This is a genomic window from Rhizobium johnstonii 3841, from assembly GCF_000009265.1.
Classification (GTDB): domain Bacteria; phylum Pseudomonadota; class Alphaproteobacteria; order Rhizobiales; family Rhizobiaceae; genus Rhizobium; species Rhizobium acaciae.
Genome location: NC_008378.1, coordinates 156,918 through 177,794, shown reverse-complemented (window position 1 = coordinate 177,794; position 20,877 = coordinate 156,918). Strand labels below are relative to the sequence as shown.

18 protein-coding genes and 1 pseudogene are annotated in these 20,877 nt (G+C 60.2%); 14 read left to right on the top strand and 5 right to left on the bottom strand.

Annotated features, from left to right (window positions below; all coding sequences use genetic code 11):
- Nucleotides 1-4: 4 nt before the first annotated feature.
- The 3 genes from RL_RS33805 to RL_RS33795 are packed head-to-tail and all read right to left on the bottom strand — an operon-like array spanning nt 5 to nt 2,908.
- On the bottom strand, nt 5-814 hold the full coding sequence (locus tag RL_RS33805) for an enoyl-CoA hydratase/isomerase family protein (RefSeq protein WP_011648963.1): 810 nt from the start codon (nt 812-814) through the stop codon (nt 5-7).
- Between the two features lie 21 nt (nt 815-835).
- Nucleotides 836-1,765, bottom strand: a complete 930-nt coding sequence (locus RL_RS33800; protein ID WP_011648962.1) for a pseudouridine-5'-phosphate glycosidase — start codon at nt 1,763-1,765, stop codon at nt 836-838.
- A 30-nt stretch (nt 1,766-1,795) separates the two neighbouring features.
- Nucleotides 1,796-2,908, bottom strand: coding sequence for a carbohydrate kinase (locus tag RL_RS33795; protein WP_026237200.1), 1,113 nt, complete (start codon nt 2,906-2,908; stop codon nt 1,796-1,798).
- A 101-nt stretch (nt 2,909-3,009) separates the two neighbouring features.
- On the opposite strand from RL_RS33795, the gene RL_RS33790 reads away from it, so the two are divergent.
- The 5 genes from RL_RS33790 to RL_RS33770 all read left to right on the top strand — a co-directional run bounded on the left by RL_RS33790 (nt 3,010) and on the right by RL_RS33770 (nt 7,914).
- On the top strand, nt 3,010-3,984 hold the full coding sequence (locus tag RL_RS33790) for an isopenicillin N synthase family dioxygenase (RefSeq protein ID WP_011648960.1): 975 nt from the start codon (nt 3,010-3,012) through the stop codon (nt 3,982-3,984).
- A gap of 87 nt (nt 3,985-4,071) precedes the next feature.
- Nucleotides 4,072-5,109, top strand: a complete 1,038-nt coding sequence (locus tag RL_RS33785) for an ABC transporter substrate-binding protein (protein ID WP_028742511.1) — start codon at nt 4,072-4,074, stop codon at nt 5,107-5,109.
- Between the two features lie 107 nt (nt 5,110-5,216).
- A complete protein-coding gene (locus tag RL_RS33780; RefSeq protein ID WP_011648958.1) occupies nt 5,217-6,272 on the top strand; it encodes an ABC transporter ATP-binding protein in 1,056 nt (351 codons plus the stop codon).
- Nucleotides 6,269-7,126, top strand: coding sequence for an ABC transporter permease (locus tag RL_RS33775; RefSeq protein WP_011648957.1), 858 nt, complete (start codon nt 6,269-6,271; stop codon nt 7,124-7,126). The genes RL_RS33780 and RL_RS33775 overlap by 4 nt, the downstream gene beginning before the upstream one ends.
- A complete protein-coding gene (locus tag RL_RS33770) occupies nt 7,114-7,914 on the top strand; it encodes an ABC transporter permease (RefSeq protein WP_011648956.1) in 801 nt (266 codons plus the stop codon). The genes RL_RS33775 and RL_RS33770 overlap by 13 nt, the downstream gene beginning before the upstream one ends.
- A gap of 126 nt (nt 7,915-8,040) precedes the next feature.
- Here RL_RS33770 and RL_RS33765 read toward each other — a convergent pair whose 3' ends face one another.
- Nucleotides 8,041-8,964 carry a LysR substrate-binding domain-containing protein gene (locus RL_RS33765; protein WP_028742513.1) on the bottom strand — a complete coding sequence of 308 codons (924 nt, stop codon included), beginning with the start codon at nt 8,962-8,964 and terminating at the stop codon, nt 8,041-8,043.
- A 158-nt stretch (nt 8,965-9,122) separates the two neighbouring features.
- Here RL_RS33765 and RL_RS33760 point away from each other — a divergent pair, with 158 nt between their 5' ends.
- Nucleotides 9,123-10,304, top strand: a complete 1,182-nt coding sequence (locus tag RL_RS33760; RefSeq protein ID WP_028742514.1) for an MFS transporter — start codon at nt 9,123-9,125, stop codon at nt 10,302-10,304.
- Between the two features lie 255 nt (nt 10,305-10,559).
- Entirely contained in the window at nt 10,560-11,570 is a 1,011-nt protein-coding gene (locus tag RL_RS33755; RefSeq protein WP_011648953.1) for an Lnb N-terminal periplasmic domain-containing protein, read from the top strand.
- A 226-nt stretch (nt 11,571-11,796) separates the two neighbouring features.
- Here RL_RS33755 and RL_RS40925 read toward each other — a convergent pair.
- Nucleotides 11,797-11,967 (bottom strand): annotated as a pseudogene (locus tag RL_RS40925) (carboxymuconolactone decarboxylase family protein); the annotation flags it as partial.
- Between the two features lie 330 nt (nt 11,968-12,297).
- Here RL_RS40925 and RL_RS33750 point away from each other — a divergent pair.
- The 7 genes from RL_RS33750 (at nt 12,298) to RL_RS33720 (ending at nt 20,874) form a co-directional block, all read left to right on the top strand.
- Nucleotides 12,298-13,881 (top strand): ABC transporter substrate-binding protein, encoded by a 1,584-nt coding sequence (locus RL_RS33750; RefSeq protein ID WP_011648952.1) that lies wholly within the window; start codon nt 12,298-12,300, stop codon nt 13,879-13,881.
- A gap of 130 nt (nt 13,882-14,011) precedes the next feature.
- The gene (locus RL_RS33745) at nt 14,012-14,992 is read left to right on the top strand and encodes an ABC transporter permease (RefSeq protein WP_003550298.1); all 981 of its coding nucleotides are present in this window, start codon (nt 14,012-14,014) and stop codon (nt 14,990-14,992) included.
- Nucleotides 14,992-15,915: an ABC transporter permease gene (locus tag RL_RS33740; RefSeq protein ID WP_041936983.1), complete on the top strand. Its 924-nt coding sequence runs from the start codon at nt 14,992-14,994 to the stop codon at nt 15,913-15,915. Before RL_RS33745 ends, RL_RS33740 begins: the two co-directional genes overlap by 1 nt.
- Complete coding sequence (locus RL_RS33735; protein WP_011648950.1) at nt 15,912-17,735, top strand: ABC transporter ATP-binding protein; 1,824 nt, start codon at nt 15,912-15,914, stop codon at nt 17,733-17,735. Before RL_RS33740 ends, RL_RS33735 begins: the two co-directional genes overlap by 4 nt.
- 114 nt (nt 17,736-17,849) lie before the next feature.
- Nucleotides 17,850-18,614 (top strand): DeoR/GlpR family DNA-binding transcription regulator, encoded by a 765-nt coding sequence (locus tag RL_RS33730; protein ID WP_011648949.1) that lies wholly within the window; start codon nt 17,850-17,852, stop codon nt 18,612-18,614.
- On the top strand, nt 18,607-19,893 hold the full coding sequence (locus tag RL_RS33725; protein ID WP_011648948.1) for a Zn-dependent hydrolase: 1,287 nt from the start codon (nt 18,607-18,609) through the stop codon (nt 19,891-19,893). The genes RL_RS33730 and RL_RS33725 overlap by 8 nt, the downstream gene beginning before the upstream one ends.
- A 12-nt stretch (nt 19,894-19,905) precedes the next feature.
- On the top strand, nt 19,906-20,874 hold the full coding sequence (locus tag RL_RS33720; RefSeq protein ID WP_011648947.1) for a phosphotransferase family protein: 969 nt from the start codon (nt 19,906-19,908) through the stop codon (nt 20,872-20,874).
- The last annotated feature ends 3 nt before the right edge of the window (nt 20,875-20,877 follow it).

Below are 20,877 nucleotides of genomic sequence, written 5' to 3'. Positions count from 1 at the left end.
GACCTCAGTCGAGGCCCTTGAACGGATTGTCGCGGAAAGCGAGATATTCCTTCAGCGACATCTTTGCGAGGTTGGCCATCCAGTCACGACCCGCCTTGGTCACGTGTAGGGCTGCGATCGCCTCGATATTGTACTGGAAGGACGGCATCAGGCCGGCAACCATCTGCTGGTTATTGATCGAGGCCTTGGTGTATCTCAGCGCAGGCAGCGGCATACGGGCCAGCTTACGGGCCAGGTTCTCGGTTTTTTCCTTGAGCTGATCGGCGGGCACGATCTTATTGATCAGATGCATGCGCAGCGCCTCTTGCGCATCCACCATGTCGCCGGTGAACATCAGCCAGCGGACGTCGCGAGTGGCAAGCAACCAAGGCATCATCAGCGCCGGAGGACCGGAATTGTGGCGCACTTCCGGTTCGCCGAACTTGGCATTGTCGGCGGCAATCGCCAGATCGCAGCACATCATCAGTTCCAGCGCGCCAGCCAGGGCATAGCCGTTGACCGAGGCGATGACCGGAATCGGGGCGCGCCAGATGTTAAGCAGCGCTTCGGCATTCTCCGACATGTCCTCGCGCCAAAAATCGATATCGACGTCGAAATCGCCGCCCTGCAGATCGTAACCGGAGGAGAAGGCGCGGCCGGCGCCGGTGATGACCAGCGCGTTGATATCGGGATCTGCAACGGCTGCAGCCACGGCCGCATCGATCTCGCGGATCACCACCTTGTTCATCGCATTCATCTTGTCTGGGCGATTGATGGTGATCGTCGCGAACTTGTCGCTGGCATCCTTCTCGTAAAGGATCGTCTCGTAGCTCATGGCAGTTCCCCTGTTTGATAGTCAGTTGCGGGCCTTCTTCAGCGGCGCATAGGCGACCGCTATCCTGGCGGCGAGGCGGGCATTGTTCTTCACCAGTTCAATATTGGCCTTGAGGCTTTCGCCCTTCGTCAATTCGTTGATGCGGGCGAGCAGGAAAGGTGTCAGTTCCTTGCGGTCGATGCCACGCTCGTCGGCATCGCGCACCGCATCGGCAATCGTGCCGTCGATGAAGTCTGGCGCCAGCGCTGACGCTTCCGGGATCGGGTTGGCGATCAAAAGGCCGGTGCCCGTGCCGAGTTGATGGTGCAACCACATCGCCTTGGCGATCTCTTCCGGCGTGTCGAGCCGATGGTCGGCCTTGAAGCCGCTCCTGCGCGTGAAGAAAGCCGGGAAATCCTCGGTGCCGTAGGCGATCACCGGCACTCGCTGAGTTTCGAGATATTCGAGCGTCTTGGCGATGTCGAGGATCGATTTTACGCCGGCGCAGACGACAGCGGTTTTCGTTCTGCCCAATTCCGTCAGGTCGGCGGAGATGTCGAAGGTCTGCTCGGCGCCGCGATGCACGCCGCCGACACCGCCGGTCGCAAAGACGTCGATGCCGGCGAGGTCTGCCATCAGCATGGTGGCCGAAACCGTCGTGCCGGCCGACTGACCGCGTATCATGGCGACGGCCAGGTCGCGGCCAGAGGCCTTCACGATGCCCTTTGACTGCGCCAGCTCTTCCAGCTCATCGTGCTCAAGGCCAACGCGCAGTTCGCCCTTGACGACAGCGATCGTGGCCGGAATGGCGCCGTTTTCACGGATCACCGTTTCCACGCCCAGGGCCGTTTCGAGGTTGGCCGGATAAGGCATGCCATGGGTGATGATGGTGGATTCAAGCGCTACGACCGGGCTGCCGGCTGCAATGGCTTCGGCCATTTCGCGGCTCAGTCGGGGCTTCATGAGGGTCATTGTGACAATTCCTTGATTCAGCCGGCGAGGTTAGCCGACAAGCCGGTGCATGTTCGCTTCGAGGAAGCGTTCGGACAATTCGGTGTGGACGCTGGCGGTGCTTTCCGTCGTCAGCGTGGCGAGCAGCGCGCCGGTGCGGGCCGCGGCATAGGTGTTTTCGCCGTTCAGAATGCTGTGAAGCGTACCAGCAATCATGGCATCGCCCGCGCCGGTAATGTCGATCGGCCGGGCAGTGACCGCCGGAAACGTCTTGGCGCCTTCGATCCCGGCAACTGCGATGCCGCGTGCAGCCATGGTGACGATCGCTTCCCGTGCGCCGGCTGCCTGCAGCGCAAGCGCGGCTTCGCGGGCATCCTCGATCGTTTCGTGGCCCTGGCGCTTCAGGATCGAATTCGCCTCGTCGATATTCATGAACAGGAGGTCAATGCCGGTCAGATTTTTCGGCAGGCGAGCAGCCTTGGGGGTCGAGACCGCGTCGATCGCTAGCTTGAAGCGGGCGCCGCCCTGGCGCTTGGCGATCAGGGCTGCCAGCATTTCGGCGGGCGGGTTACAGTCGGAAAACACCCAGCTGGCGGCGGCCAGATGCGGCCAGATCCGCTCGATATGGTTCGGCAGAAGCAGGTCGAAAATGCCCATGTCGGCAATGCCGAGAACAAGTTCGCCCTGTGGATCGAGGATCGCAGCATATTCGGCTGTCGGGCGTTCCGAGGTGGTGACGACCTGGCTCACATCGATGCCGCGGTCGCGCATATGCTTCAGGATCGCCCTTCCGCCTTCGTCATCGCCGACGATCGAGACGAAGCTCGTCGAGGTACCCAGCAGTGCAAGGTTTTCCGCAACGTTGCGGGCAACGCCGCCGAGACTGCGAATGCCATCCACCGGGTTGGAGGTTTCGAACACAAGTGCTTCCTTGGCGCGGTACTTGTGGTCGAGCACGGCGCCACCGATGCAAACGGCCCGCGTCCTGGCCGGCATCACATAACCGCGGCCGAGAATATAGCCCTTCTGCATCAGCTGGACGATGTGGGCAGCCACGGTCGAGCGGGCCAGGCCGAGCATCGACGCGATTTCCTGCTGCCCTGCGAAAGGGTTGTCCTTAATGATTGCCAGGACGGCCGCTTCCTGGGGGGCAAGGTCATCCATCTTGTCTAGTTCACTGGGTTGAAGTTTCGTTATTTTTGATATGGACAACAACAGATGTTTTTGTCAACATCTGTTTGTCAGTCGAGTTTGGAGGTAGGCTTATGTCCGTATCGAACGCCAATACCGCGTCGTCCAACGGTGTCGGGGCCGGCATTCCCGTCATCGATGTGGGGCCTTTCATCCGTAATGAGGTGGGCAGCGCCGATGTGGTGAAGGCGATCGAGGCCGCCTGTCGCGACACCGGCTTCTTCCTTGTCACCGGCCATGGTGTTTCGCTGGACGTCACCTCGCGGCTCTATCAACTCGCCCGCGCCTTTTTCGATTACCCGCAAGACTGGAAGACGACGCAAGGGCGCGGCACGGGCGTGATGGGCGGCGTCGCCTTCTCGCCCCTCGCCGAGGAAGCATTGGCCGCGACGCTCGGCATCAAGACGCCCGGCGACTACAAGGAAAGCCTGAACTTCGGTCAGAACCTGCCGGGCGATACGTGGCCCAACAGGCCGGAAGGGATCGAGCGGGCCTTCCGCGACTATTTCAAGGAAATGGAAATCCTGGCCAAGCACATGCGCCGGATCTTCTGCCAGGCGATCGGGCTTGACCAGGATTATTTCGAGCCGTCCTTCGAGAACCACCTCTCGGCACTGCGCGTCATCAACTATCCCGAACAGGACGAAGCACCGCTGCCGGGCCAGATGCGCGCCGGCGTCCACACCGATTACGGCTTCATGACCATCTTGCGCTCGGAAGCGTCGGCAGGCGGGTTGCAAGTGCGCAACCGCAATGGCGACTGGCTTGACGCGCCATCGATCGAGGGTGCCTATGTCATCAACATCGCCGATGCGTTTATGCGCTGGAGCAACGACGAGTGGGTCTCGACCCCGCATCGGGTCGCCAATCCGCCGAGCGGCTTCAAGGGCACGGCGCGCCGCCAGTCGATCCCGTTCTTCCTCAACCCGTCGAAGGACACGGTGATCGAGTGCCTGCCGCCTTTCTTAAAGGGCGGCGCGAAATACGAGCCGATTACCTACGGTGAATATATCGACCTGAAGACGAAACAGGCTTTCTCGAAAGGCTGATGAGTGACTGAAGTCGACTGACTCGTGCGCAGAAGCGGAAAACCGCCGGCACAACGATCAAGGATCGCAACTAAGGGGAACTGGAAAATGATGGATTTGACAAGGCGGCAGACGCTTGCCGGAATGGGAGCATTCGCTGCCGCCGGTCTCATGGGACTTCCGGCCCGTGCACAATCTAAGACGCTGATCGTGCCGACGCTGGGCGGGGTATGGGAACAGTACTGGCGCTCGACAGTGGCGCCGGAATTCACCAAGCAGAGCGGGGCAGCCGTGACGCTGGACGTTGGAAACGGCCGCGTGTTCGGGGCGAATCTGCGGGCCGCCGGCGTTGCCAAGCCGCCCTATTCGATCGTGATGACCAACGAGGTCTTCGCCTCGGGGCTGCGCAAGGAAGGTTTCTTCGAGAAGCTCGACCTGACGAAGCTGTCGAACTATGCCGACCTTTATCCGCTGGCCAAGAAGACCGACGGCTGGGGCGCGATCGGCGCCGTTTCCCCGATCGGCATCGGCTACCGCACGGACCTGGTGAAGACACCGCCAAAAAGTTGGAAGGATCTTTGGACCAACCCGGAATTCAAAGGCAAGATCGGCCTCTACAATTTTGCCAACAGCGCCGGCAAGATGGAGTTGCTGCTGTTTTCGAGGATTTTTGGCAAGGACCAGTATGATGTCGACGCCGGCTTTGCCGCGCTCGAAAAGCTTGGCTCGGTCATCCAGGTGGACTTCAACCTTTCCACCGGTCTCGCGTCAGGCGAAATCGTCGTCGCACCGTTCGATTTCGGCGAAATTGCCCGCCTGAAGGCTCAGGGACTGCCGGTCGATTGCATCGTCCCGGAAGAAGGGATGTTCATGTTCGACCAAACCATCAACATCCTTGCCAATGGCCCGGAGAAGGAACTGGCCTACCAGTATGCCAACTTCCTGCTGTCGCCCGACGTGCAGACGATGATGATGAGACAGTTCTTCATCTCGCCGACCAATTCCAAGGTCATGGTGCCGGCTGATCTCAAAGCCAGCGTGCCGGTCTCCGGCGCCGACATGGACAAGATCCTCACCTGGGACTGGAACTTCGTCAACGAAAAGCAAGGCGAGCTCGCCGAACGCTGGGCGAAGACCATAAAGTGATTTCCCCCGATGCGATCATGGCCCACCCCTGTGGCGGAGCCATGATCGGTTTTTTTTGCGGAGGATCTTTGGACCGTTGGCTCCAGGCAATTGGAAAGTGACAATTCATGACAGAGGTTAGCATTGAAAAGCTGACCAAGGACTACGGGCAGGGTCTCGCAGTCAACGGCATTTCCATCAAAATTGCCGAGGGTGAGTTCATCTCGCTGCTCGGCCCGTCCGGATGCGGCAAGACGACGACATTGAAGATGATCGCCGGGTTCGAGGACGCGACCCATGGGGCGATCCGCTTCGACGGGCGCGATGTCGTGCATATGCCCGTCGAGAAACGCGATATCGGCATGGTGTTTCAGAACTATGCGCTTTTCCCGCATATGACGGTGGAAAAGAACCTCGCCTTCGGGCTGGAAATGCGCAGGATACCGAAGGGCGAGATCCGCACCCGCATATCCGAGGTTCTGGATATGGTGCAGCTTGCCGGCTATGCAGACCGTTATCCGCGCCAGCTTTCCGGCGGCCAGCAGCAGCGCGTGGCGCTGGCGCGTGCGCTCGTCATCGAACCTAAAATCCTGCTGCTCGACGAACCGCTCGCCAATCTCGATGCCAAGCTGCGCGAGGAGATGCGGATATTCATCCGCGACCTGCAGCGCCGCGTCGGAATTACGACCGTCTACGTCACCCATGACCAGGCAGAAGCCATGACCATGTCCGACCGGGTGGTGGTGATGTTCAGCGGCCGTATCGCTCAGATTGGGACGCCCTCCGACATCTACGAGCGTCCGGCAAATCTGGAAGTGGCGGAATTCGTCGGTCAGGTGAATATCGTCCACGGCAAGGTCGGCAAGGCCGCTGGCCGCACTGTGGTCTCCACCGTGTTCGGTGAGGTCGAAGTTGCCGACGACTATGCCGACGATACCGAACTTGTTTTGGCGCTGCGCCCGGAAGCGGTCGAACTGCTGCCGATATCCTCCAAGGGGGCCGGCGTGCCCGCCAAAGTTCTGTCCAGCTATTATTCCGGTAGCCTCGTCGATTACCGGCTGCAGTTGGCGGACGGCGCGGTCGTCAACGTCCAGACGTTTCCGCGGATACGATTCGCCGATGGCGAGGAGGTGCTGTTGCGTGCACCTTCAGACCGCTTCTGGCCGCTTGGATCCGCGGCATGAACGCAGGCGCCAAAAAACGGTTCGGGCCGCTGCTGTTGATCGCGCCCGCCGCGATCCTGCTCGGCTTCTTTCTCGTGCTGCCGTATCTCAATATCATCGTGATGAGCTTTCGCGTGCCTGGGCAGGGCACGCCCTATGCGCCGGGCTTTACCACCGGCAATTACAGCAAGTTCTTCTCGGACATCTTCTACATCAGCCAGATGGTCAACACGCTGTGGATCGGCTTCGTCACCACGTTTGCCTGTCTGATTCTAGGCTATCCGGTGGCCTGGCAGCTGGCGCGGGGTACATCTGCGATCCGCTCCCTCGGCTACGGACTGGTGCTCTCACCACTTCTGGTCGGCATCGTGATTCGCAGCTACGGCTGGACGATCCTGCTCGGCAATAACGGCCTGATCAACCGGGCGCTGGCTGGCTGGGGCGTGATCGATGGGCCGCTGCCGCTGATGTACAATGCCCTCGGCATCGTCATTGCGCTGGTGCATGTATTCCTGCCCTTCATGATCCTGCCGATAATGAGCGCGATCCAGGGCATCGATCCCTCGCTGGAATCGGCCGCTCGTTCGCTCGGTGCCTCCAAGTTCAAGGCCTTCCGGCGCATCACACTGCCGTTGTCGCTGCCCGGCATTCAGGCCGGCTGCATCCTGGTGTTCGTGCTGTCGCTAAGTGCCTATGTGACGCCTTCGCTGATCGGCGGCCTTCGGGTCAAAACCATGGCGGTGACGGTGGTCGATGCCCTGATCGACACGTTCCAATGGCCGTTCGGTTCCGCGCTGGCGCTGATGTTGTCGGTCACAGGCGCGATCGTGGTGGTCATCTTCGGGCGGCTGACCGTCATGAAATGGAAGGCATAAAAGACATGTCGAAACCCTTCCTCACGGTGTACTGCCTGGTCATCTACGCCTTTCTCCTGGCGCCGATCTTGGTCGTCGTCGGGGCGTCGTTCAATGCCGGCGCCTTCCTCACCTTCCCGCCGCAGGGGTTGTCATTTCGCTGGTATCTGGTGTTCTTCAACAACGAAGTGTTCATGCGGGCAATCCGCACTTCCTTGTGGATCGCGACGCTGACCACGATAATCTCCGGCATCATAGGAACGATGGCGGCGATGTTCTATGTGCAGTATGCTGGTAAGTTCAAGGACACGGTGCGGATCGCCATGCTGGCGCCGTTGCTGTTGCCGGAAGTCCTGACTGCGATCTCGCTGCTGTTTTTCGTCTATTCGATCGGTATCGGCACGCAGACGATCGTTGGTCTGCTCCTCGGCCACGTGCTGATCACGCTGCCCTTCGTATTCATCAACGTCTCGGCGTCGATGGAAAGCTATGATCCGTCCTGGAGCTTGGCGGCGCAAAGTCTCGGGGCCGGCCGTTTCACCCGTTTCCGGCGGATCATGCTGCCACTGATCAAGCCCGGTGTCATCGGCGGCTGCCTGTTCGCCTTCATCGTCTCATTTGACGTCTTCACCATTTCCTTCATGCTGAAGAATGTCGGCACATCGACGCTGCCGATCCAGTTGTTCGATTACCTGCGCACCAATTTTACGCCCGAGGCGGCAGCGGTCTCGACTTGCTCGATTATTTTGACACTCATCGTGGTGGTCGTTTGTGAGAAGATACTTGGCTTACGCATTCATCGGTTCTGATCGGGCATCTGAAGCGTTTTTGAAGTAGCCAGTCACGCATCATCTCTTTCGGATGCGATCGTCATCGTTACCTCAGTGCTACCGGCTGATGTTTCCGAGCCGTCAGAAAACCGCTCGATGGTGGTTTCACGGCAGCGGCTCCGATTTTCCTTCGTCACTGAGGTGCTCCGCCAGGAAGTCGATGAACGCGCGAATGCGAGCGGCAAGATGCTCATGTCCAGCAAACACTGCATGAATCTGTTCCATGTCGTGAGGATTGTATTCCTCTAGCAACGGGATCAGCTTCCCTGCGTCGATATCCGGCTGAACATGGAATTGGCCCACCCTGCCCAATCCACTGCCGGAAAGGCAAAGTCGGCGCATGACCATGCCGCTGTTGACCGCGGTATTACCCGTTACGGGAAGGCGATAGACCTCCGACGTCCCAGGGTTCCGGAATGGCCATTCGTTCAGGGAACGCCGGAAATTGAAGCTGAAACAGTTGTGGTTGGCGAGGTCCTGTGGAGTTTTCGGTATGCCCTTTGCGTCTAGATAGGCGGGGGACGCAACAATGACCCGTCGGCTTTCGAGAAGCTTGCGCGCCTTTAGGGACGAGTCATCCATTGCTCCAGATCGAATTGCTATATCTGTGCGTTCCTCAATCAGACCAATGATGCCGTCCGTCAGCGAAATGTCGAGCTGAACTTCAGGATAGAGTTCGAGAAAAGCAGGTATGAGTGCAAGGAGGTGTCTTTCTCCAAAGCCCACGGACGCATTAACGCGAAGCAGTCCGCGCGGGATCATTTTGCCTCCGCCAGCCACAATCTGTTCTGTCTCTGTTATATCGGTCAGGATACGCCGCGCTCGAGAGAGATATACTTCACCCTCCGGTGTTAATGTCATTGTCCGCGTCGAGCGCACCAGCAGGCGTGTCCCGAGACGATCTTCGATGCGCGTCACGAGTTTGCTGACGGCAGACGGAGACATTTTGAGCCGCCGTCCAGCGGCGGAAAAGCTCTGCAATTCGGCTGCCATTACAAAGACTTCCATTTCCCCTGTTCGGTTATCCATTGTCTTTCGCCTATGAAAGTAATTCACAGGTACTTATCCAATACTCCCGATTATCATTCAAGTTCTCTCCACCCATATTGCAACACAGCAATCGTTCAACCGGCAGCTCCGCTGTCTCAGCACCCTCACTCGAACCGTGGGGCGGAAAGGAACTTGTCATGCCCTTAGCCATTTTTGCCTTGACGATCGCGGCCTACGCGATCGGCACCACCGAGTTCGTGATTGTCGGGCTTTTGCCGACGGTTGCGACTGATCTGCACATTACCTTGTCGCTCGCCGGTTTGATCGTCAGCGTCTACGCGCTCGGCGTCACCTTCGGCGCGCCCATACTCACCGCCTTGACCGGCAAGATCGAACGAAAGCCGCTGCTGCTTGGCCTGATGACCCTGTTCGTAATAGGCAACACCATTGCGGCGCTGTCGCCCAGCTATGAGATGCTGCTCGTTGCCCGCGTAATTGCCGCCTTCGCTCACGGCGTCTTCTTTTCGGTCGGCGCAACGATCGCCGCCGACCTCGTGCCGGAAAACCGCCGCGCCTCGGCTATCGCCATGATGTTCATGGGCCTGACCGTCGCCATCGTCACCGGCGTTCCGATTGGCACATATATCGGCCAGATCTACGGTTGGCGTGCAACGTTCTGGGCCGTTGCCGCTCTCGGTGTCATCGCCTTTGTCGCTATCGCCGCCCTTTTACCGAACACGCTGAAGAAGGCCCCGCCGGCAAGCATTCTCGATCAGGTCCGCGTGCTCGGTTCTGGCCGCCTGCTCATCGTCTTCGCCATGACCGCGCTCGGTTATGGTGGCACCTTCGTCGCCTTTACCTTTCTTGCGCCGATCCTTCAGGACGTTACCGGCTTCTCCCAATCCAGTGTCAGCCTGATCCTCGTGCTCTATGGCATCGCCATCGCGGCCGGCAACATCGGCGGCGGCAAGATTGCCAACCGTAATCCGGTCAAGGCGCTGGTCGGCCTCTTCCTGGCTCAGGCAATCGTACTGCTGGTGTTTTCCTTCACCGCCGTCTCGCCGGTACTGACCCTGATCACGCTGGCGGCGCTCGGCTTCCTGTCCTTCGCCAATGTTCCGGGCCTGCAGCTCTATGTCGTGCAACTGGCCAAGGAACACCGTCCCGGCGCTGTCGATGTCGCCTCCGCGCTCAACATCGCGGCCTTCAATCTCGGCATCGCCATCGGCGCATGGCTTGGTGGCCTGGTCGTCGAATCGCCGCTGGGTCTCGCTTCGACCCCTTGGATTGGCGCAATCCTGGTCGCCGTCGCCCTGCTCCTGACCATCTGGAGCGGCGCCCTCGACCGCCGCGCATCCCCGTCCCTCAGGGTCGCGTGACGCCTGCCAGGCCCGTCCTCATTATGATGACCTTCCTTTTCTTCCGGAGAAAATCAAGGAAAAGCAGCGTGCCGGTTGGGATTAACTTGGCCTTGTCACGCCTGTTGGCAACGTCGGTCACGCCAGCGGAATGCAAGCCATACCAAGATGGAGGATCCGGAGACCCGTCGCTTCGGATAGATTCTGGGCTTCCAGTCCGGAAACCGATAGGGTCCACGACAGGACGGACGCTTCAAACTCGTTTGGAAATGCAAAATGGTTCGACCGGTCCGTGCGATCGTCATTGCAGTGCTTGTGTTGCTTGTCGCCTTCGCATCGGCCTGGTCGTCGCTCGCGCTTTGGTACCGCTTGCCATTGCCCGAGGTCGGCAGGCAAGCCAGCGCCATCTTGTTCGGGCTTCTTGGCGCCTGGGTCATCGTGGCGCTCTTCGGCAGGAGGCGCTTTCGTGCGGTCCTCGCGTTTGCGGCCGCGTTCGTCCTTGTTCTCGTCTGGTGGAGCACGATCGAGCCGCCGGCAAATGGAGCGTGGGCTCCGGACGTTGCTCGTCAGGTCACCGGCGAATTCGACGGTGATCTGTTGACGCTGACAAATGTCCGCGATTTCGAGTGGCGCAGTGCCACCGACTTCACGGAACGATGGACGACACGCAGTTACGACCTGAACAAGCTGAAGAGCGTCGACATGTTCATGTCGTACTGGTCAGGTCCGACCATCGCGCATGTCATCATGAGCTTCGGCTTCGACGACGGCCGCTATCTGGCGTGGTCTATCGAGGTGCGTCGCCTTTCCGGAGGTTCGTTCTCACCGCTGGCGGATCTTTTCAAAAACAGTCCTCTGGTCATCCTCGCCGCAGATGAAAGAGATGTGATCGGTCTCCGCTCCAATTTTCGCGGTGAGGACGTCCAGATCTATCGCCTGAGGGCGACGCCGGCGGCTGCGAGACTTCTTCTGCGCGAGTATGTCTCCGACGCAAACAAGCTCGCGGCCACGCCCGCCTTCTACAATTCGCTGACGACCAACTGCACGACGACGATCGTCAAGATGATGCGCGTCGCAGGCGACGCCGTGCCGACGGACTGGCGCCTCGTCGTCAACGGATACCTGCCGGAATACGCCTATGACCGTGGCGCGCTGGACATCTCCGTTCCCTTGTCGCAACTGCGGTCTGCCGCACACATCGCTGCAAGAGCGCACGACGACGGTGTTTCGCCGAATTTCTCGCAGGCCATTCGCGTCGGCGTCCCGTCGCCGTTGGGCGCGTTGTGACGTATGCCGAAGCATTGAGCAAGCAAAACGGCTAGGCAGGCGCCACAATGCCTCCGGAGATTTTGACTACCATACGCCCCGCTTCGGGGCTTTTCGTATTCAGCTCAACACCATAGGCGTTCTTATCGCACGACTGAGACACCCCGGTGGTGGTTTGCCTTACGTGGGAGTCCGGCGGGTCGCATATAAACCCCAGCAGCCTAACGCAAACAGCGCGGATTGGATGTTCCGGATCGACGGGGATCTGCATTGTCGTCACCAGATGATTGGTTTGGGCGGCAACGCCGATGACCGAAAGGAGTTCGGCATGCTGCGCCTCCGTCCTCCCACGCACCTTGGCGGGGGCCGTGTGGGAATGGGCGCAAAAGGAGCAGCTATTGTCAGTGGAGATGGCGAGGTTTGCGCGTTGCCTTCCCTGTGTATTTTTTAGGCGTCAAAATGTGATTTTGTGATATTTATAAAAATATCTGACCCGCTTATTCTGCCTGCACAATAGATAAATGCTGAAAAATTCGCCATTCTTGTGATCTCAGCTAGCGCCGCACCGAAAGAGTTTTCCGAAATTGCACTTATAATCAACAGAATACAAATCGTCGGAGCCGGCTTGCGACGGGAACATGGCATTGCGGCTTTTCTAAATTACGAGAGCCCATTGAAAAAGGAAAAAATGCCCGATATCGTGGAATAATAAGAAAGCCACATAAAACCACAAAAAGGGAAGCAGCTTATGAATGACATCAGCAGACGCAATTTCCTCGCCGGGCTTGGTGCAGCTGGCACGGGTGCCGGTCTCCTGCAGATCAACCCGGATTTTCTGTTCTCCTCGGCCTTTGCCCAATCGGGCAAGACGGTGGTGTTCCTGTCGGCGGAAAATATTACGGGCAACTGGGACCCGACCGGCCACACGACGCTGTCGCAGAAGAATATCGAAGGCTTCGTCATGGGCTTCCTGACGCGGACGCCGATGACTGTCGAAAAGCCCGATGAAGTGGTCTATGAACTGGCCACCAGCATCAAGCTTCTCGATCCGAACAAGCTCGAGATCAAGCTGCGCGAAGGCGTCAAATTCCACGACGGCAAACCCTTCAAGGCCGAAGACGTCAAGGCGACCTTCGAATACGGCTCCGGGCCGGACCGCCCGGCCCAATTCTATCCCGGCCCGACCGAGACGCTTGTTATCACCACCCCTGACGACTACACGGTCATCGTCGATACCTCTAAGGGCGGATATCCGGCCCATCTGTTCATCTTCCTCGCCTCATACCTGCCGATCATGTCGGCGACCGATGTCGCCGGCGGCCCGACCGGCCCGCTGACGCAGCGCCTGAACGGCACCGGCCCGTTCAAGTTCGTCAAGCAGGAAGGCAATGCCACGATCCTCGAAGCCTATCCTGATTATTTCCTCGGTACACCGAAGATTCCTGGCATCAGCTTCAATTTCGTCGGCGACAGCACGACGCGCATGTTGTCCCTGCTCAACGGCCAGGCCTCGATCGTCGAGCGTCTGGAACCGGAACAGGTGACTTCGCTCCAGGGCAACGACAAGATCGCCATCAGCAGCGTCGTTTCGGTCGAGAACAAGTATCTCTGGTTCCGCTGCTCGAAGGCGCCGTTCGACAACCCGCTGATCCGCAAGGCGGCCTGCCACGCGATCGACCGCTCGATGATCGTCGAAATTCTGGGCTCGGCCGGTCATGCTTCGTCCAATTACGTGTCGCCGGTGAAGTTCGGCTATATCGACCTGCCGAATTATCCAGAATACAGCCCGGAAAAATGCCAGGCGCTGCTGGCCGAGGCCGGCTTCCCGAAGGGCGAGGGCCTGCCGCCGCTGGAATACATCACCTCCGTCGGCTTCTACCCGAAGACCAAGGAATACGGCGAGGTCATCACCGCCATGCTGCAGGAACAGGGTTTTCAGGTGTCGCTCTCCGTTCTGGAAATCGCCGCCTGGAACGAACGCCTCTACGACCGTCCGGGCGGCGGCCCCGGCCATATGGTCGATTGCGGCTGGTCCACCGGTTCGCCCGAGCCCGACCTCGTGCTGCGCACGCATTTCCATTCGACCTCGAAGCGCATTACCGGCATCGTCGACAAGGAACTCGACGCGACACTCGACAAGGAGCGCAGTGCCCCGTCGCTCGATGAGCGCAAGAAAATCCTGCAGACCGAAACCATGCCCATGCTTGCCGAAAAGGTGCCGGCCCTGTCACTGTTCACTTCGGTGATGATCCACGCGATGGACAAGTCGCTGGCCGGTCTCTTCATATATCCTGACGGATCCATGGACGCCTCGAAGGCCGCATTCAGCTGATGCTAGCTTGCGTTTTCCGCGGCGCTGGAGGCCGGCGCCGCGGAGGTTTTCGTTTCGCTCATGATGTCAACAAACGACCGCGACCGTCACCGCTCAGGACGGTTCGCTCCGATTGCTGCCAGGATATGACATGTTCATTCTCAGTTTTCTGGTTCGACGGCTGGCGCAAGGCGCATTGATCGTTTTTCTGGTGACGCTGCTGATCTTCACGCTGCTGCGTGTGGTTCCCGGCGATCCGGTCCGGCTGATGGCCGGCGGCATGGCGCCAGAAGCGCTGATCGAGCAGATCGCCAAGGACATGGGCCTGCGTGATCCCATCCTCGTGCAGTTCGGCCGCTATATGAGCGGCGTCGTCAGGGGCGATCTCGGACAATCCTTCGTACGGCCTGCGAGCGGCGCTTCTACAGGCGGCTCCAGCTTCGGCGATTCCACTCGCGGCGAACGGGCCGAAGTGCTGACCCTGATCGCCGACACCCTGCCGATGACGCTGCAACTCGGCGGACTGGCAATATTCTTCGCCCTGGTCTTCTCGTTCCTGGTCGGCATTCCCGGCGGACTGGCGCCTGGACGATGGCCGGATCGCGTGGCCTTCTACATTTCCTCGATCTTCATATCGTTGCCGAACTTCTGGCTCGGCATCGTCCTTGCCATGCTTTTGTCGGTCAAGCTCGGCTGGCTGCCTGCGATCGGCTATTCCGGCTTTGCCTATACCATCCTCCCGGCGATCGTTCTGGCCGTCGAACTGGCGCCGGTGCTGATCCGGACGCTGACCGGATCCGTGGCTACCGTGATGATGGAGCCCTTCATCGCAGTCGGCAATGTCCGCGGCCTTAGTCGCAGCCGCATCATCGTTGCCCATGCGCTACGCAATGCGTCCGTTCCGCTGCTCAATCTGATCGGCATCCAGATCAGCGGCCTGCTGGGTGGCGTCCTCGTCGTCGAATTCATCTTCGACTATCCGGGCCTCGGCCTTTTGACCATCAACGCCGTGCTGCAGCGTGACTTCCCGCTCATCCAAGGGATCGCCATCGTCACCAGCGCGATCTTCGTCTTCATCAACATCGCAGTCGACCTGATTGCCACCATGATCGATCCAAGGTTGGAATATTGATGAGCGTGACAGAGACAGACATCCCGGCAGTCCCGGTTCCGGCAACGCAACGCGGCGCTTCGGTGGCGCGGCGTATCTGGCGGATTGCCCTTGCCTCCAACGAATTTCGTTTCGGCGCTGCCATTTTCATCGTGCTGGTTCTGGCGGCCCTGCTTTATCCGGAATTGAGCGGTATCGACCCCACGAAGATGAGTGTCGCCACACGCTTGCATGCGCCGCCGTTCATGGGCGAAAAATGGAGCTGGACGGCGCCGCTCGGCACCGACCAGATCGGACGCGACATGTTGGTGCGCAGCCTTGTCGGTCTGCGTTACTCGTTGCTGATCGGGCTTTCCACCGTTCTCGTCATGCTGATCATCGGCTGTTCGCTCGGCACGATCGCCGGCTACTATGGCGGCCGCGTCGACATGGTGATCATGCGCCTGACCGATGCCCAGCTGTCGATCCCGATGATTATTCTGGCCATCACCGTGCTCGGAGTCTCGCGCCCGACGATCCCCGCGATCATCCTCGTCCTCGGCCTTTCGAGCTGGCCAGTCTATGCCCGCGTCACCCGCAGCGTCGTGATGACCGAGCGCAAGCGGGAATATGTGCGCGCCGCCGAAATCTACGGCGCATCGGATTTCCGCATCATGGTGCGCCTGCTGGCGCCCTTGGTGCTGCCGCCGATCATCTTCGTGTCGGTGCTCGATGTCGCCCGGATGATGATCTTCGAATCCATCCTCGGCTTCATCGGGCTGGGCGTTCAGCCGCCGACGCCGACTTTCGGCAACATCATCGCCGACGGCCGCAAATACCTGCTCAACGCCTGGTGGATCGCCACCATGCCGGGCGTGTTCCTGTGTCTGTGCCTGACCAGCATCAACCTGATGGGCGCGTCGCTCGAACGGGCTCGCAATCGTATCTATGGAGGCAAATCGTGACCGGCACACCGCTTCTGAAGGTTCGCGATCTGAGCGTCGGCCTGGAAACGGGCGGCGGCATGCGCCCGATCATTTCCGACATCGGCTTCGATCTGGCCCCGCGCGAAATTCTCGGCATCATCGGGGCGAGCGGCGCCGGCAAGACCGTGCTCTCGCGTGCGCTCGTCAACTGGATCGATCCGCCACTGAAGGTTACGTCCGGATCGGTGGTCTACAAATCCCAAAACATCCTCGATTTGCCGGCACAAAAGCTGCGCATGCTGCGCCGCGAGATCGCCTATGTCGGCGCCAATCCGGCCGGGGCCCTCGATCCGACCCTGCCGGTCGGCCAGCAGATCGTCGAGAAATTGCGCGCGGTCGCACCGGAGATTGCGCATGAGGAAGCCAGGAAGCGGGTCATCGATCTGCTTGGCGCGGTGCGCATCCCTTCGCCGCAGATGCGCTATCACGAATATCCATCGCAATTCAGCGGCGGCATGATGCAGCGCGCCCTGATCGTCGATGCGCTGGTCAGCAATCCGGCTTTCCTTGTCGCCGACAACGTCACCCAGCCGCTTGATGTTACGGTCGCCGCCCAGGTGCTACGTCTGATGCGGGAGTTGACGACGCGTTTCGACACGGCGATCGTCTTTATATCCTCGTCGTTGCCGCTGGTGAGTGACGCTGCCGATCAGATCCTGGTTCTGGCCGAAGGCAGGGTCGTGGAGCGGCAGGCAACGAAGGCGCTCGTCGACACGCCGGAGCATCCCTATACCCGCGAACTGATCAGCCAGATCCCGAAGATCTGGACGAGCGAAGCGGTCGCCATCGATCTGCCGGCCGAGACCCGCAAGCCGATCATCAGCATTCGTGATGCCACCCGTTCCTACCGGGTGCGCAAGCGCGGCACCTTTGCCAGCTACAGCACCGTGCGCGCCGTGCGCAACGTCACCTTCGACGTCTTTCCGGGCGAGAACTTCGGCATCGTCGGCGAATCCGGCTGCGGCAAGTCCACTCTCATGCGCCTGCTCAGCCGGCTGGAACGGCCCGATAGCGGCCAGGTCCTCTGCGACGGGCAGGATATCACCAGGCTTTCCGGCAAGGGACTTTTGAAGTTCCGGCGCGATTTTCAGCTGGTGCTGCAGGACCCCTTCAATTCGCTGCCGCCACGCACCGCCATCGGCGCCATCATCGAGGAGCCGCTGAAGACGCACGGCATCGCCAGGGGCGCGGAGTTGCGTGACCGCGTACTCTCCGTGATGCGTGAGGTCGGCCTGCCCGGTACGCTCTACGATGAGCTTCCGCTGGGTTTGAGTGCCGGCCAGCGCCAGCGCGTCAACGTCGCCCGCGCCATGGTGCTGGAGCCGAAGGTGCTGATCATGGACGAGACGCTGTCGTCGCTCGACCAGACCGAGCAGTTCAAATTGCTGAAGCTGTTCGAGCAGTTGCAGGCCCAACACGGCCTGACCTATGTCTACATTTCCCACGACCTGGCCATGGTACGGCGCGTCTGCAATCGCGTTGCCGTCATGTATCTCGGCGAAGTCGTCGAGATCGCCGACAACAGCCGGCTGTTCTTCGATCCAGGCCATCCCTACACCAAGGCCTTGCTCAGCGCCGTGCCGACGCTGGAGGAGCGCCGCTACAAGCCGGAAGAGTGCCTGCTGGAAGGAGAGCCGCCAAGCCCGATCGACCTGCCGCCCGGCTGCAGTTTCGCCAGCCGCTGCCCGAACGCATTCGGCCGCTGTCACAAGCAAAGCCCGGTCCTGACCGCCCGCGGCAACAAGGATCTGGCTGCTTGCTTTTTGGTGGAAAACACGCTTTCCCATGCCGCAGCTTGAAACCGCAAATTGCATCGAAACCCGGGGGGATCAGAGGATGAAAGAAACAGCAACTGCGGCGGGACACGCCTGCTCGACAGACTTGCCCATGGGCTTGTGACCGGGAAAGCCCTCATGACCGACCATCCCCAGGCACGTCTGCAACACATTCTCGAAGAACTGGCCAAGCATGGCCGGGTCACGGTCAAGGAACTGGCAGCGGAGTTTTCCGTCAGCCCGGAAACCGTGCGCCGCGACCTGAAGCAGCTGGAGATGGAAGGGCACCTGCGCTGCATCTATGGCGGCGGCGTGACGCCGCGTCGGGATGCCGACCAGCCGATCTCGCAACGTATGCGCGTCAATGCCCGTGAAAAGGCAAAAATCGCAACCCTCGCCGCCAGGGAGCTGCGCGACCATTCCAAGATCTTCCTCGACAGCGGCACGACGATGCTGGCGCTGTCGCGCTATCTTGTCGATCGGCCGCTGATCAATATCTACACCAACTCGCTGGATATCATCCAGACCTTGTCGGGGGTGGAATCCAATAACGTGGTCGCGGTCGGCGGCGTTCTACGGCCGAGCTACCGGGCGTTTCTCGGCACCGATACGCTCAACGTGATCCGCGAACATCTCTTCGATATCGCCTTCGTCAGCGCGGTGACGGTCGATATCAACCTCGGTTTCATGGACCTCGGCGAGGACGAGGCGCTGGTGCGCCGGGCGTTGCGCCGCCATGCCAAGCAGGTCGTGATGCTCGCCGACAGCAGCAAGTTCGGCCGCCAGGGTAATTTCTGCACCTATAATTTTCGTGACGTTGATCTGCTCATCACTGATGCGCCTCCGCGGGCAGATTTTCTTGAAAAGCTTGAGGAGGCGCAAGTGAAGGTGATTTATGCTTGAAACCCGCAGTGAACCTGCATCCCTGCCTGAGGTCGATGCCGAAGCCCTGCACCGGATGATGGAGGAAGTCTCCGTCTTTGGCGGCGGGCCGGGTGGTGCGATGACGCGGCTGACCTTGTCACAGGAAGACAAGGCGGCACGCGATTGGCTGGCGAACTGGCTGAAGAATTCGGGCCTGCGCCTGGAGATCGACCCGATGGGCAACATGTACGGTTTTCTCGACTGGGCAGGGCCGGATGCGCCTCTGGTCATGAGCGGGTCGCACCTGGACAGCCAGCCGAACGGCGGCCGTTTCGATGGCGCCTATGGCGTGATTGCCGCCTGCGCGGCGATCGACGCCATACGCAAGCAGGTTGCCGCGGCTGGGGTCACGCCGAAAGTCAATTTCTGCATCGTCAACTGGACCAACGAGGAGGGCGCCCGCTTCCAGCCGAGCCTTCTCGGCAGCGGCGTCAATGCCGGCGAACTGACACTCGATTTCGCGCTCGCCCGCAAGGATGGCGACGGCATTTCCGTCAATCAGGCTCTTGATGACATCGGTTATGCGGGCACGTTCGGCCCCGTTATTCCCGATGCGCTGATCGAGCTGCATATCGAGGGTTCCGCTGAGCTGGAAAAGAAAGGCATGCGCTTTGCCGCCTTCAACCGTTTCTGGGGCAACGTCAAATACCGGCTCGCCTTCATCGGCCGCCAGGCGCACACCGGGCCGACGCCGATGGCCGAGCGCCATGACGCGCTTCTCGCCGCGGCTTACCTGATCGCCGAATTGAAGGGCTTTGCCGATCAGGCCGGGATCGACCTGCACACGTCCTGCGGCCGTCTCGAGGTCTATCCGAATTCCCCCAATGTCGTGCCCGGCGAGGCGGTGATGTTCATCGAACTGCGCTCCGCCAAGCCCGATGTGCTTGCCCGGGTTGAAGCCCAGCTCAAGGAAAAGATCGAGATCTGCGCCAAAAAAGCGGATGTCGGCTTCGATGTCCGCTCGATCGACCGCCGCCGCGCCGGGAACATGGATGAAGGGCTGGTCGCCCTGGCCCAGGATACGGCTGCCGGCTTCGGCCTCGAAACCTTGTTGCTCGACACGATCGGCGGACATGACGCGGTCAGCATGACGGCCGTTTCCCCGGCTGTCGTCATCGCCGTGCCGAGTGTCGGCGGCGTCATCCACCATCCGACGGAATTCACCACGCCGGAAGACCGGTTGCTGGGCACGGAAATCCTCAGCGCCATGCTGTGGAAATTCTGCCTCAACGGCAACATCCTGAAAACCACGGACTGAAGGAGTGGGAGCATGAAGGCACTCGGGCAAGCATCCACGGTGGATGAGAAGGCGGCGGAAGCCGCCATCCGGGCCGTTCCGGGCTGGGCAAACGCCGATATGCGTTATGCGCTGGGCATTGCGGGCGTCGCCTCGCCGACGCACCGCGCCGTGGACAGCCAGAACTGGTTCGTTGCCAGGGGAGATGCGCCCGCCACCTATTTCCTGAAAATTCTCCATACGGACCAGTCGGATTTCATCGATCTGGACAGGTCCGTTAGCGCCGCGCGTCAGGCTTCAACCCTGGGCCTGACGCCGGCGCCCCTGTGGCACAGCCCGGAAATGTCGGCGGTCGTTTTCGACCGCCTGCCGGAAGCCTGGCATACCGCCAGAATGGACGACCTGCGCAAGCGCAATGTTCTGGAAAGCGTCATCGCCGCCAAGAGCACCCTGCACGGCGGCACGCCGCTTGGCGAAACGTGGACGGTGTTCGACCGTATCCGCGTCGTCGAGAAAGCGCTTGTCGATGCAGCCGTCGTAGAGGTCGCCGCAGACGGATGGTGGATGCGCGAATGCGTCGGCGATATCGAAGCGGCGATCATCGCCACCGGCTTCGATGAAAAACCAGCCCATGCCGACGGCCTTGCCTCCAACATCATGATCGCGCCGGATGGTAGAGTGCAACTGGTCGATTTCGACGAGGCCCGCAATGTCGATCCGTTCTACGATATCGGCATCCTGCTCAACGAGGCCTTCCAGTTCGACAGCGAAATGCAGCCGGCGCTCGAAATCTTCGAGGGACAATTTCGCCAGACATCGCTCAACCGCTGCCGGCTTTATGCCATTGCCGACGATCTCTTCTGGGGCATGTGGGGCATGCTGATGGACAGGGTTTCGCCGCGCGGCGGTATCGAATTTCTGAAATATGCGCAATGGCGCCTGTTGCGCTGCCGGATGGCGCTTCACAATCCGCGTTTCGAATTCATGCTCCGCACACTCTAAGAG

What these genes read in the sequence shown, in the direction of transcription:
- RL_RS33805 (WP_011648963.1), bottom strand. Translation starts at nt 814, where the DNA reads ATGAGCTACGAGACGATCCTTTACGAGAAGGATGCCAGCGACAAGTTC.
- RL_RS33800 (WP_011648962.1), bottom strand. Translation starts at nt 1,765, where the DNA reads ATGACCCTCATGAAGCCCCGACTGAGCCGCGAAATGGCCGAAGCCATT.
- RL_RS33795 (WP_026237200.1), bottom strand. Translation starts at nt 2,908, where the DNA reads ATGGATGACCTTGCCCCCCAGGAAGCGGCCGTCCTGGCAATCATTAAG.
- RL_RS33790 (WP_011648960.1), top strand. Translation starts at nt 3,010, where the DNA reads ATGTCCGTATCGAACGCCAATACCGCGTCGTCCAACGGTGTCGGGGCC.
- RL_RS33785 (WP_028742511.1), top strand. Translation starts at nt 4,072, where the DNA reads ATGATGGATTTGACAAGGCGGCAGACGCTTGCCGGAATGGGAGCATTC.
- RL_RS33780 (WP_011648958.1), top strand. Translation starts at nt 5,217, where the DNA reads ATGACAGAGGTTAGCATTGAAAAGCTGACCAAGGACTACGGGCAGGGT.
- RL_RS33775 (WP_011648957.1), top strand. Translation starts at nt 6,269, where the DNA reads ATGAACGCAGGCGCCAAAAAACGGTTCGGGCCGCTGCTGTTGATCGCG.
- RL_RS33770 (WP_011648956.1), top strand. Translation starts at nt 7,114, where the DNA reads ATGGAAGGCATAAAAGACATGTCGAAACCCTTCCTCACGGTGTACTGC.
- RL_RS33765 (WP_028742513.1), bottom strand. Translation starts at nt 8,964, where the DNA reads ATGGATAACCGAACAGGGGAAATGGAAGTCTTTGTAATGGCAGCCGAA.
- RL_RS33760 (WP_028742514.1), top strand. Translation starts at nt 9,123, where the DNA reads ATGCCCTTAGCCATTTTTGCCTTGACGATCGCGGCCTACGCGATCGGC.
- RL_RS33755 (WP_011648953.1), top strand. Translation starts at nt 10,560, where the DNA reads ATGGTTCGACCGGTCCGTGCGATCGTCATTGCAGTGCTTGTGTTGCTT.
- RL_RS33750 (WP_011648952.1), top strand. Translation starts at nt 12,298, where the DNA reads ATGAATGACATCAGCAGACGCAATTTCCTCGCCGGGCTTGGTGCAGCT.
- RL_RS33745 (WP_003550298.1), top strand. Translation starts at nt 14,012, where the DNA reads ATGTTCATTCTCAGTTTTCTGGTTCGACGGCTGGCGCAAGGCGCATTG.
- RL_RS33740 (WP_041936983.1), top strand. Translation starts at nt 14,992, where the DNA reads ATGAGCGTGACAGAGACAGACATCCCGGCAGTCCCGGTTCCGGCAACG.
- RL_RS33730 (WP_011648949.1), top strand. Translation starts at nt 17,850, where the DNA reads ATGACCGACCATCCCCAGGCACGTCTGCAACACATTCTCGAAGAACTG.
- RL_RS33725 (WP_011648948.1), top strand. Translation starts at nt 18,607, where the DNA reads ATGCTTGAAACCCGCAGTGAACCTGCATCCCTGCCTGAGGTCGATGCC.
- RL_RS33720 (WP_011648947.1), top strand. Translation starts at nt 19,906, where the DNA reads ATGAAGGCACTCGGGCAAGCATCCACGGTGGATGAGAAGGCGGCGGAA.